Annotated in this window: 10 protein-coding genes; 5 read left to right on the forward strand and 5 right to left on the reverse strand. The window is 71.2% G+C overall.

Annotation, left to right across the window (positions count from 1 at the left end; genetic code table 11):
- Positions 1–107 precede the first annotated feature (107 nt).
- Together AB0G17_RS11955 and AB0G17_RS11960 are read left to right on the forward strand one after the other, a co-directional pair.
- On the forward strand, positions 108–1,376 hold the full coding sequence (locus AB0G17_RS11955; RefSeq protein WP_361379546.1) for a hypothetical protein: 1,269 nt from the start codon (positions 108–110) through the stop codon (positions 1,374–1,376).
- A gap of 66 nt (positions 1,377–1,442) precedes the next feature.
- Positions 1,443–1,892 (forward strand): hypothetical protein, encoded by a 450-nt coding sequence (locus AB0G17_RS11960; RefSeq protein ID WP_361379549.1) that lies wholly within the window; start codon positions 1,443–1,445, stop codon positions 1,890–1,892.
- Positions 1,893–2,040: 148 nt separating this feature from the next.
- On the opposite strand, the gene AB0G17_RS11965 is transcribed toward AB0G17_RS11960, so the two are convergent.
- Entirely contained in the window at positions 2,041–3,189 is a 1,149-nt protein-coding gene (locus AB0G17_RS11965; RefSeq protein WP_361379552.1) for a citrate synthase/methylcitrate synthase, read from the reverse strand.
- A 102-nt stretch (positions 3,190–3,291) separates the two neighbouring features.
- Between AB0G17_RS11965 and AB0G17_RS11970 the strand changes: the two genes are divergently transcribed.
- The gene (locus AB0G17_RS11970; protein ID WP_361379555.1) at positions 3,292–4,515 is read left to right on the forward strand and encodes a citrate synthase; all 1,224 of its coding nucleotides are present in this window, start codon (positions 3,292–3,294) and stop codon (positions 4,513–4,515) included.
- Positions 4,516–4,543: 28 nt separating this feature from the next.
- On the opposite strand, the gene AB0G17_RS11975 is transcribed toward AB0G17_RS11970, so the two are convergent.
- On the reverse strand, positions 4,544–6,403 hold the full coding sequence (locus AB0G17_RS11975; RefSeq protein ID WP_361379558.1) for a M1 family aminopeptidase: 1,860 nt from the start codon (positions 6,401–6,403) through the stop codon (positions 4,544–4,546).
- Positions 6,404–6,784: 381 nt separating this feature from the next.
- Here AB0G17_RS11975 and AB0G17_RS11980 point away from each other — a divergent pair, with 381 nt between their 5' ends.
- Positions 6,785–7,240: a hypothetical protein gene (locus AB0G17_RS11980; protein WP_361379561.1), complete on the forward strand. Its 456-nt coding sequence runs from the start codon at positions 6,785–6,787 to the stop codon at positions 7,238–7,240.
- 61 nt (positions 7,241–7,301) lie between these two features.
- Here AB0G17_RS11980 and AB0G17_RS11985 read toward each other — a convergent pair whose 3' ends face one another.
- Positions 7,302–7,844 carry a hypothetical protein gene (locus tag AB0G17_RS11985; protein WP_361379564.1) on the reverse strand — a complete coding sequence of 181 codons (543 nt, stop codon included), beginning with the start codon at positions 7,842–7,844 and terminating at the stop codon, positions 7,302–7,304.
- 137 nt (positions 7,845–7,981) lie between these two features.
- Between AB0G17_RS11985 and AB0G17_RS11990 the strand changes: the two genes are divergently transcribed.
- Complete coding sequence (locus AB0G17_RS11990) at positions 7,982–10,594, forward strand: WD40 repeat domain-containing protein (protein WP_361379567.1); 2,613 nt, start codon at positions 7,982–7,984, stop codon at positions 10,592–10,594.
- Between the two features lie 633 nt (positions 10,595–11,227).
- On the opposite strand, the gene AB0G17_RS11995 is transcribed toward AB0G17_RS11990, so the two are convergent.
- Both AB0G17_RS11995 and AB0G17_RS12000 read right to left on the reverse strand, forming a co-directional pair.
- Complete coding sequence (locus AB0G17_RS11995; protein ID WP_361379570.1) at positions 11,228–11,686, reverse strand: cytidine deaminase; 459 nt, start codon at positions 11,684–11,686, stop codon at positions 11,228–11,230.
- A gap of 9 nt (positions 11,687–11,695) precedes the next feature.
- A complete protein-coding gene (locus AB0G17_RS12000; protein WP_361379573.1) occupies positions 11,696–11,887 on the reverse strand; it encodes a hypothetical protein in 192 nt (63 codons plus the stop codon).
- Positions 11,888–11,917: the final 30 nt, after the last annotated feature.

The following is an 11,917-nucleotide window of genomic DNA, read 5'->3' on the forward strand; positions in this document are numbered from 1 at the left end:
TCGGGCCTTCATCGGCGCACCACCACTCCCGTCACGGGAACGCTCGTGCGAAACTGTCGCCGTTCCGATCACGGCAGCACCGAAACGTGCATGAAGGAGCGGCGTCGTTGAGCGTCACCATTGAAGGACAGATAGACCTCGCGGGACCGGTCGGCAAGCTGCTGCACCGGCGTCCGCTCAAGAACAGCACCGTGATGCAGTCGTTCAGCACCGAGCCGGTGTCGGGCGACCTCTTCGTGCTCCAGCTGATGCAGGGCGGCCTGACCCTCAGCGGTGAGTCCGCGCCGGTCGACTACGACACCCGCAACAAGCACGGCGACATGTGCGTGACCCGCCTCAACCGGTCGGGCGCAATCGTCGGGTACATGTACCTGCGGGGCTTCGGCCACGGCGTCAACCTCGGTGTCGAGAACCGGGACGGCGTCATCCGGCTGTGGACCGAGACGGCGTCGCAGCCCAACAGCCACAACGAGGGCTTCGGCACCGCCATCACCAACTTCGACTTCCGGTCGGGGACGGTCCTGGACTACGGCTCCTCGCTGCACACCAAGCCGTACCGGCCCACGCCGGGCGCGCTCTTCGCCACGCCCACCATCGATCGCAGCGCCAACGAGCTCGTGGTGCGGTTCTACGACGGCGGGACGCACGTCGAGCGGTACGACCTGGCCAAGGCCTCGGCGGGCGTCTTCGAGCCGCTCCAGCGCATCACGCTCCCCACGGACCTGGGCGTGTTCCAGGGTTACGCCTCCCACAAGGGCGTGCTGTACCTGCTCAACGGCGAGTCCAGCACCGCCACCAGGAACCCTCCGCCGGGCAACACCTACATCACGGCGATGGAGTGGGCCACCGGGAACGTCCTGGACCACCACTTCATCACCGCCGCCCCGGGCCTTGAGTGGCGTGAGCCCGAGGGTCTCCACGTGGACGTGCGCAACGGCGTCACCAACCTCCACTTCGGCTTCGCCTGCGAGGACCCCGGGCCGCGCACCTGCACCATCGTGACGCTCCCCGACACCCCCGAGGTCGACGGCGTCAAGGTGATCACCGACTGGCAGCCGATCGCCCTCGCCTCGGGCGTCACCGCCGACCAGAACCCGCCCCAGGGCCGGCTCATCAGCGTCGCCGGCACCACCACGCTGCAGCTCAGCGGCGGGGTCAAGGGCACCTTCGACGGCGACGCGGTCATCGGCACGCTGCCCGACACGCTGACTCCCAGCGTGGAGGCCCGCAGCAACGTCCCGCGCAACAACAGCGGCGGCTACTGCGTCGCCCGGGTCGAGGCCGGCACCGACCGCGTGCTGCGGCTGTTCGGCGGACGCGACACCAACGCCATCACCTGGGCCCAGCTCGACAGCTTCAGCGCCGTCTGGCGCTGACCCCGCCCCCCCCTCGCAGACTTCTCCGTCATTTCGCACAAGGCCTCGTCAAGGAGCCCCATCACCATGTCCTACAACCGCCGCAGCATCCTCGGTGCCGCCTTCGCCCTGCCCGCCGCCGCCGCGGTCGCCAACCTCGCCACCGCCTCCCCCGCGGCCGCCGCCGGCGTGGAGGCCGGCGAGTGGGCCGACCTGGTCCTGGAGCCGGGCATCACCGCGCAGACGGGCTCGACCCCGCAGGTCCGCATCGTCACCATCGCGGGCACCACGTTCCTGCAGGCCCGCGGCATCATCACCGGCAACTTCGCCGCCGACACCAAGGTCGCGACCCTGCCCACCGCCATGGCCCGGCCCACCTCGTACATCCGCGCCACCGCGCCCCGCAACAACAGCCAGGGCATCAACTCCTGCCGCTTCGAGGTGAACACCGCCGGTTCCGTGACCATTTTCGGTGCCAACTCGGGCAACCCGATCACCTGGGTCCAGTTCGACTCGGTCCAGACGATCTGGCGCTGACGCCGGTCCGTCGGCCGGCTGTACGGCCGGTCACGCTTCCGCAGCGTCACGCGGCACTCCTGCTCGCGCCCGGCCGCAGCCCCGGCCCGGCCCGGCGTCGGCAGGAGTGCCGCCGCGCCGCAACCCCGAAGGGGCGGGACACCGCCTCTCAGAGCGCGGGTACGGGCTGCGGCGGGGGCGGGCCCACATAGCGGGCCGCCGGGCGGATGATCTTCGAGTCCTCCGCCTGCTCCAGGATGTTGGCGCTCCAGCCGACCACCCGGGCCGCGCAGAACGTCGGGGTGAACATCTCGCGCGGCACCCCGCACAGCTCCATGACCACGCCCGCGTAGAACTCCACGTTGGTGTGCAGCTCCCGGCCGGGCTTCAGCTCGGCGAGGATCGCCTCCACCTCCCTCTCCACCTCGACGGCGAACGCGACCAGCGGGCCGCCGAAGCCCTCCGCGATGCCGCGCAGCATCCGCGAACGCGGGTCCTCGGTGCGGTAGACGGGGTGGCCGAAACCCATGATCCGGTCGCCCGCGAGGACGCGCTCGCGCACCCAGCCGTCGATGCGGTCCGGGGAGCCGATGGCGTCGAGGGTGTCCAGGGCGCGGCTGGGGGCACCGCCGTGCAGCGGGCCGGAGAGCGCCCCGACCGCCGCGACCAGGGACGCGGCCATGTCCGCGCCGGTGGAGGCGACGACGCGCGCGGTGAACGTGGAGGCGTTGAAGCCGTGGTCGACGGTCGAGATGAGGTAGCTCTCGATCGCCCGGACGCGCTCGGGCTCGGGCTCTGAACCGGTCATCATGTAGAGGTAGTTGGCGGCGTACGACAGGTCGTCGCGCGGCTCGACGGGGTCGAGCCCCTGGCCCAACCGGTACAGCGCGGTCAGCAGGGTCGGGACGGCTGCGCAGGCGGCCAGCGCGTCCTCGCGGCGCCGGCCGGCGTCGAGGTCGTACAGCGGCCGGAATCCCTGGGCGGCGCCGAGCAGCGAGAGAGCGGTGCGCAGTCCGGCGAGGGGTTCGGAGGCGGCGCCCGCCGCGGCGATGCCGGGCAGCGCGTCGCTCACCTCACGGGGCAGATGGCGCAGGGCCGCGGTGCGGGCGCGGAAGTCCGCGCGAGCGGTGGCATCGGGCAGCTCGCCGTGGAACATCAGGTGCCATACGTCCTCGAAGCCGCGGGTCTGCGCGAGCTCGACGGCCGAGTACTGGCGGTAGTGGTAGAAGCCCTCGAGGCCGCGGACGTCTCCGAGTGCGGTGTCCGTGACGACGACGCCCGCGAGCCCGCGGGGCACTGCCGTGGTGGTGGTCGGCATGTTCTTTTCCTTCCTCAACGTTGATTCGACTGTCTATGATTGACGAGATGGCTGTCAATATTGATTGAATCAACATTGATCGATCTTGGATACGGTGACCTCATGACGGATCAGTCGCGACTCACCACCCGCGAGGCGGCGGAACGGCTCGGCGTGAAGCCGGAGACGGTGTACGCGTATGTCAGCCGCGGCCAGCTGAGCAGCGAGCGGGCGCCCGGCGGGCGGGGCTCGACCTTCGACGCCAAGGAGGTCGACGCGCTGGCCCGGCGCAGCGCCCGCCGCGAGCCCGCCGCACGCGGCGGCGAGCTGAACTTCCGTACCAACCTGACCTTCATCGACAAGGACCGCTACTACTTCCGGGGGGTCGACGCCGTCGAACTCGCCGGGGCGTACGGCTTCGAGGAGGTCGCGGAGTGGGTGTGGACCGGCACGCTGCCGCGCGGCGCCCGGTTCACCGCGCCCCAGCAGTTCCTCGACGCGGCGCGGCTGGCGGTCGGCGCGCTGCCCGCGCACAGCGGCACCATGGACCGGCTGCGGGCCGCCGCGGTCGCCGTCTCGGCCGCCGATCCGCTCCGCTTCGACCTGGAACCGGCGGCGGTGCTCGGCTGCGCCCGGATGCTGATCCCCACCCTGGTCGGAGCGCTGCCGACGGCGGGCAAGCGGCACCGGGGCGCCGAGCGGCTCGCCTGGCAGCTGTGGCACCGCCTCACGCCCAGGCTCCCGGACGAGGCGTCGATCAACGTACTGGACACGGCTCTGGCTCTGTTGATCGACCATGATCTGGCCGCGTCCACACTCGCGGCCCGGGTCGCGGCCTCGGCACGCGCCCATCCGTACGCGGTCGTCTCGGCGGGGCTCGGCGCCCTGGACGGGCCGCTGCACGGAGCCGCCAGCGGGCTCGCCCACCAGATGCTCGCCGAGGTCCTGGAGCGCGGTGGCGCGGCCCCCGTGGTCGCCGCCCATCTGCGCTCGGGCCGCCGGGTGCCCGGCCTCGGCCACCGCCTCTATCCGCGCGAAGACCCGCGCGCCCAGGCCCTGTTCACGCTGCTCGCGGGGCTGCCGCAGGCCGAGGAGGCGCTCGCCGCGGCCCATGACGTGATCGCCACGACCGCCCGGCACACCGAGCTGCACGCCAACGTCGATCTCGCGCTCGCCGTGTTCAGCGTGGCCTGCGGGATGCCCGCCGAGGCGGGCGAGGCGGTGTTCGCGGTGGCCCGTACGGCGGGCTGGATCGCGCACGCGCTGGAGGAGTACGAGGAACAGCCCCTGCGCATGCGCCCCAGCGCCCACTACACGGGCCCTCGCCCGCCACAGCCGCTGCCGTGACGGGCGAGAGCTACCTGCGGCGGTGGTGTCAGCCGTCGATGCGGTGCTGGGTCCAGAACGACGTCAGGTCCGTGGTCGTGGCGGCCTGGGCGGCGGCCTTGAACTCGGCCGTCGTCGAGACGCCGTACCAGTGCGAAGTGGCGTAGTCCTTCAGGAGCTTGGCCATGACGGTGTCACCGAGGACGCGCCGCAGGTCGTGCAGGGCGCACTTGCCGTAGCCGTAGACGACGGTGGAGTAGCGCGAGGAGTGGGCGTCCCAGTAGGCCATCGAGTTGGTGATCTTCTCGGCGGACGACGCCCAGGAGACGCTGTTCCAGCAGCCGCTGCCCGTCTTGTTCAGCGCCAGGTCGGTGGCGTAGTCGGTGAACGCCTCGTCCAGCCAGGGGCTGGTGTACTCGTCGTCGCCGACGATCCCGTAGAACCACTGGTGGCCTATCTCGTGGGTGAGCGCGGTGGTGCTGACCAGGTCGAGGACGAAGCCGGGGTACTCCATGCCGCCGAACCAGTAGTTGTTGTCGATCACCGCGTCCAGCTCGCCGTACGGGTAGGCGCCGAAGCGTGCCGCGTGGGTGTCCACGGCGGACTTGGCGGTGCTCAGCATCGACTGGGCGTCGGAGGAGCTGATGCCCGAGACGGAGTAGATGTTGATCGCGGTTCCGGCCGCCGAGGTGCCGGAGATCTTGGTGAAGGGGCCGGCCGCCCAGGCGAAGTCACGGACCTTGGAAGCGGTGGCGGTGGTGACCGTACGGCCGCTGGAGCCGGGGGTGTCGGTCGAGGTGCCGGTGGCGGGCACCAGCAGGGAGGTCGGGTGGTCGAGGGTCACCTTGAAGTCGGCGGCCAGGGAGTAGAACGACTCGCCGTTGTTGGTGTACGGGTCCAGGTGCCAGCCGGAGCCGTCCTTGACCGCGAGGACGGGCAGGGCGTTGCCGATGTTGTTGAACGCGCCGTCATGGCCGAAGCGGTCCGCGCCGCTGGGCACGGTGATGCCGAGGTCGAAGCCGATCGTGGCGCTCTGGCCCTGTGCGAGCGGGGTGGGCAGGGCGATCTGCAGGGCGGTGCAGCCGACCGACAGGGAGCCCGCGGTGCCACCGGTGACGTTGGTGACCGTGATGGGCATGGCGGAGCAGGTGCCGTGGTAGTTGTCCCACAGCCTCAGGTACACCTCGCTGAGCGGGGTGGCGGAGGCGTTGGTGAAGGTCGCGCTCTCGTGGCCGGTCCAGACGGTGCCGCTCGTGTTGCTGCTGAGGTTGACGGTGTACGAGGGCGAGGCAGGCGTACGGGTGGAGTCACCCGGCGGGGTCGTGTCGCCGGACGTGTTGAGGGCGACGTCGTCGATGACGAAGCTGGTCTGGAGGCTGGAGTCCTCGGTGCCGGTGAAGGCGATGTTCACGGTCTGGCCCGCGAAGGACGACACGTCGAACGACTTCTGGAGGTAGCCGGTGTTCTTGTTGAGGTTCGAGTATGTGGCCAGGGTCGTGCTGCCGATCTTCGCCGTCAGTTTGTCGTAGACGGTGGACGACGTCGTCTCGGCGGTGTCGATGTGCAGCCAGAAGGTGAGCGTGGCAGTGCTGCACCCGGAGGGAATCGTGACGCTCTGGCTGAGGGTGTCGGTGTGGGTGCTGCCGACGCCGTTCAGCCAGGCGTAGGTGGTTCCGCCGTGGGCGCTCTGCCCCGCGCGGCTGGTGATCAGGCCGGTCTGCGACTGGCTCCAGGGCGAAGTCCCGCTCTCGAAACCGCCGTTGGCGACGGCCTGGGCGGGGGTGCAGGCGGCGGCCTTGGGGGCCGCCTGGGGTGCGGCTGCCGCCGCGGTGCCGGACAGCGAGAAACCGGCCAGCGCGGCGACGGCGAGTGCGCCCGCGGCGAGGGCCTTGTGGGGGGTCGGTCTCACACGTAACTCCTTTGACGAGGCCGGGATTCCGGCCTGCTCGGTGGCCGCCCGACGGCTTGGGTGCGCCGGAGGGCAGCCGCGGACTGCGCGCATCGCTGGTGCGATCGCTGCGGTGAGATTTCTGTCGCGCCTCCCCGGGGCGGTCCAGGGCGGCGGTTGCCGGAAAGCCTGGCAGATTTGACCAGGGCATGCCATCAGGGACGGGTAAAACTGTCGCCTCCCCGCCAGGCCGGCTCCGGGCGGCTGCCAGGAGGAATAGGCGGAGCGCGACCGCGAGTTGAGTGTGCATCAGATCAAGCCAACTGGCGCTGAAGTGATCACCGCATACTTCGCACCTCAGTCCGACTGACCTCGGACTGCTCGATCCATGGGGGGATTCCTTTGCGTCTCAAGCACACCCTGGCCGCCGGCGCGGCGGCGGCGCTGGCCGCCCTGCTGGTTCCGCTCGCCGCCACGCCCGCCGCCGCCGCCACGCCGACCACGTCGGACACGGTGACCGCGACGGACTGGACGTTCGAGGGTCACATGGACATCGGCTGGCGGATCCGGCCGTACAGCCTGGACCCCATCAACATCAGCCTCAAGGACACCGCGAGCGACGGCTACGCCATCGGGGCCCGCCTGATCACCAACGGCGACAACGGCCGGATCGTGTGGCGGATGCGCACCATTCCCTCGGGCCAGGCCACCGCGTCGTGGACGACGTACGCCTCGCCGGGCGGTTACATCAGCTCCGCCTACTTCGAGGTCTGCAAGATCAAGGTGAGCACCGGCGTCATCTCGTACTGCCAGTCCTCGTCGGTGATGTCCGCACCGTTCGACGACTCCTCCGTCTGACACGCGAAGGGGCGCCCGGGAAAACCCGGGCGCCCCGGTCCGGTAGCTCCGGACAGCTGGTTCAGCACCCGCCGCCGGTGTGGGGCGGGGCCCAGTCCTGCCCGCCGTACCAGTGGTCGGTGCCCCAGGCGTCGTTGTAGCAGTTGCGGTCGGGCGTCCACATATTGGCCTCGGCGCGCCAGTCGTCCGGGTTGGCGTCGTGCACCCACCCCCAGGCGAAGACGTCCTTCCTGTCGGTCTGGCCGCACGCATATGGCTCGACCACACCACTGGTGGGCGAGACCATGGCGACGCAGACCGTGGACCACGGATGGGCCTTCTGGAACGAGTCGGCCCACTGCCAATGGGCCTGAAGCCTGTTACAGGAAGAATCCCAGAGCTGCTGCACCTGCCCGGCGTAGCTGCCGTACATGGAGAAGTTGCCCGGGCTGCCGATGTAGTGCCAGTTGCCGGTACAGGTGCCGCCGTCCATCGGCTGCACGCGGGCGGGCGCCCGGCCGGCTGCCGCCTGCGCGGTGCCGGCACCGGACAGGGCGAGGGCGCCCCCGGTCAGCACGGCGGCAACCCCGAGCAGCACGCGTCTTGTCCTGTGAAGCCTGGCCATGTGGCTCATCCCCTGAAGGTGACGTCGGTTTGAGCCACCCCCGTAAAGGCGGCTCAATGCCGTCGGCAAGTCCACCGGTTCTCCGCACCAGGCGCCAAGCTTTTCGGTGCAGAACGAATAAGCCCATAGGGGCCCAATTGGAGCAGGAACCTGCGTCGTTCGGCCGCCATCCCCCAGGGGGGCCGACGCGGCACCGGGCGCCCGCCGCGGAGCTGGTCACCGAGGCCGACAGCGAGGCCGCGGTGCTGGCGGCCGTACGCCCGTTCGTCGAGGCGAGACTCCTGATCGTCGACCGCGAGCGGCGGACGGCCGAGCCGACGCTGGAAGTCGCGCACGAGGTGCTTCTGGAGAAGTGGCCGCTCCTGCGGCGGTGGCTGTCCGAGGACGTCAAGGCGAAGCGTCTCCAGGACGAGATCTCCGCCCAGACGCGCCGCTGGCTGGAGGAGCGCCGGGATCCCGGGTTCCTCCTGCCACCCGGGCAGCTGCGCGGCCTCGACGAACTGGACGGCGCCCGGTGGTCGCTCAACCCGGCCGAGCGTGATTTCGTACGGGCCTCGCGAGCCGCGGAAGCGGACAGGCGCCGTACCGAGGAGCGCACCAGAGAAGCCGAGAGACAGACGAAGGTCGTGCTCCGGCGCCAGCTGTTCACGGTGCTCGGGCTGGTGCTCGCGGTGGTCGTGGCGTCGGTCCTGTTCCGGCAGGTGCGGATCACCGAGGACGCGAAGAGGACCGTCGAGGGTCTGCGGCTGGCGGCCCAGGCGCGTACGGCGGCGGGTGAGCGGCGCGACGCCGCCGCCCTCATCGCGCTCGCCGGGGTACGGGTGCGGGACACCCAGGCCACGCGCGAGACGTTGGTGAACGTCCTGGCCTCCCCCGAGGGCCAGTTGGCCTCGCTGGTCCCGGACCTGGGCGGTGTGGTTGCGAACGTGCTGGCCCCGGCGCTCACGGCGCGGGGTGCGGTCGTCCTGGGCTGCTCGGACGGGACCGTACGCCTGGTCGACCCGCTCACCAGGCGGGAGGTGCGCCGCGCGGGTGCACTCCACGATGACACCGTGACGGCGGTGACTCTGACGAGGTCCGGCCACTTGGTGTCCGGTGACGAGGCCGGGAACGTTCTGCTGCAGGACGTCGGCGGCGAACAGGCGGTTGTGCGCGTGCGGTTGCCGTCGAGCGTACGGGTCCGGGCGGTCGCGGTGGACGGGTCGGCCGGGGTGCTGCTGGCCGGCACCGAGGACGGCGGGCTCGCCCGCTGGCGGTTGGTGCCGGGGCGGCCACCCCTGCCGCTTCCGCTGATCAGCTTGCACGGGGCCGTGTCGGCGATCGTCGTGGACGAGGATGGACATGTGGCCGCGGTGGCGGCGAGCGGGCATGTGGTGGCGGTACGGGTGTCGGCTGCCGACGACGCGACGGCGGCGGACTCGGAACTCCACGCGGCGCCCTACGGGATCCGGCTCGCGCTGGGCCCGGACCGGCATCCCTTGGCGGTGGACGGCACGCAGATCGCCGCCTGGGCGAGCACGCGGGCCCTGAAGCACTCCCCTTCCACCGCGGCGGCCCCCACGGCCACGGCCCTGGTGGCCGATCCGCTCACAGGGGTGGTGTACACGGGCGACGAGCTGGGCGGAGTGCACGACTGGGTGCTCCGCGGCTCGCCGGTGCCCCAGGGTGCGACCCGCACCGGACCTCCCACCTCGGCGGTCCAGGATCTGGCCACGGACGGCCGGACACTGGTGGCCCTGAACCGTGAACACCGCCTGGTGGCCTGGGATGTGACGGGCCGTCGCTCCCCCGCGTCCCATCCGCTGGCGGCGCTCGACGGCCAGGTCACGGCGCTCGCGTACGGGCCGGACGGCACGCTCGCCGTAGGAACGGGCCAAGGCGGGATCCGCCTCCTGGGCGCCTCCTCCACCTCCTCATGGAGCACCGGCGGCCCGGCAGTGGTGGGTCTGGCCTGGCGCTCCCCCACCACACTGCTGGCGCTCACCGACGACGGCGCGCTGCGCGAGCTCGACCCCCGGACGGGCGCACAGCACGTGGTGGTACGCCACCCGGGCGCCGTGGACGTACGCGCGGCCCCGGACGGCACGGCCGTGGCCGCCTGGCGTGACGGCCCGGTGCTGCTCCTGACGCCGACCGGTGCGAACGGCCCGCCGGTACGGATCGGCGGGCCGGGCGAGGTGAGGTCGATGGCGCTGGGCCCCCACGGCGAGCTGGCGGTCGGAAGGGGCGACGGGGAGGAAACCCGCGTACTGCTGTGGAGAGGAGACACGGGCTACACGTCTCCACCCGTAGAGCTGATGGGCCATCACCTATACGTCCCGGCGCTGACGTTCTCGCCCGACGGCCACATGCTGGCGAGCGGCAGCGACGACCGCCGGATCATCTTGTGGGCGACGGATTCCGGCCGCGCCCTGCGTACGCTGTACGGCCACACCGACACCGTACGATCCCTGACCTGGGGCCGAGAGCTGCTGGCGTCCGGCGCCGAGGACAGCACCGTACGGCTCTGGGACCCGGCGACGGGCACCCCCACCGGCAGCCCCCTGCGCTACGCCGACGGCGACGTCGTCGCCCTCGCCTCGTCCCCCGGCGGCGCGTTGGTGGAAGGCAGCGCGACAGCGGTGGTGCGCTGGCCGTTCGCCCTGCGAGAGTGGGAGACGCTGGCGTGCGCGGTGTCGGGCGGCGGGATCTCGCGGGAGACTTGGCGCGCGTATGCGCCTGGGTATGTTCCGGTGGCGCTTTGCGCGTGACGAGGGTTGCTCGGCGGCCCGCGTGAGCAACTACGCCGGACCGCCACGGCCCTGCCGTGCCATGTGTCGGTGCCATAGGGTGGAGCGCATGGGAAACGCACGCTCGGCAGGGCCCATGGGCTTCAGGTAGTTCGCCAGGAGATACCTGGCGCTGCTACCCAGGGAGTCCCGTGGCACGCACCGCCCATCACGTTCCCGCCTCACGCGCCCAGAGAAGAGCCGACGGCTCACCGGGGGGTCCGTGGCATTCCGTGGTTCTGCACGATCTCCGCTACAGCTCGCGCGGTCTCGCCGACGCAGCTCGCGAGGCCAGACGTCCCTGGCCGTCCCCGGTCCGTCGAAGGGTGGAGGTCTACTCCTTCGGACGGCACAACAAAGGTCGGTCGATCAGATGGGAGTCCACACGTGAGGAGCGCCGCGCTCGGCAGCGGCTTCGGACGCAAGTCGACGCCGTCCGCAAGCTGGTGAACTCTGCCCGCGGTGTGCTCGCGGCTGAAGCCGCCGACGCCGTCGACGTACTGCCGGCACGTCATCGGCGTGGCTCGCTCTGGGCCGCGTAGCCGTAGCGCGGGGTAGGTGGGTCAGCGCCCCCGTCGGGGTGGCCGGGCGTCGACAAAGGCTCGGCGTGCGCGGCTACGGCATGCCGGGCTGGTCGCCGTCGTACGTCTTCGAGCCCTCGTCGGGGCTCCACGCCGTGACGAACGGCATCAGGTCCTTGATCCGTACAGTGGCGACGACACCCCGCGCCGTCGGGAGGATCACACGAATGTCCGGGTGGTAGTCGAAGAGCACCTGCCGGTCCCTGCCGCACGGGCCGACGACGCCGCGGCCCATGTTGCCGACGGCGACGATCGTCGAGAGCTCCCGGGCACCGGAGGCGCGTGCGTTGCCGAGGGCGACGAGTTCCGCGCAGGGGCCGCCGGTGAAGTGGTAGAGGTTGATGCCGCCGTACATGGTGCCGTCGGCCGCGCGGACGGCGGCGCCCATGGTGTGGACGCCGGCCTCGCCGTCGGTGTTCGCGTCGACGATGGCGCGGGCGAACTCGATGAGTTCGCGGTCGGCAGCGGTCAGTTCGTGGGTCGGGATCTGCATACCCGCAGGTTACGGACGTACGACGCGGGCCGCGCGCGAATTTGACGGCGTCAGGCCCCTGTCGAGCGCGGTCAGGGAGTTCGACCCGGAGTTGGTGATGTAGGCGCGGCGGCCGTCGGGAGCCACCGCCGCACCGACCGGGACGTCGCCCACGGGGACGGTGGTGACCTCCGTGCCAGTCGCCGTGTCGATCACCGGCACGTGGACCACCGATCGTGGTGCGCGCTCCCT

It is taken from the genome of Streptomyces sp. NPDC023838, from assembly GCF_040639555.1.
In the GTDB taxonomy this organism is placed as follows: domain Bacteria; phylum Actinomycetota; class Actinomycetes; order Streptomycetales; family Streptomycetaceae; genus Streptomyces.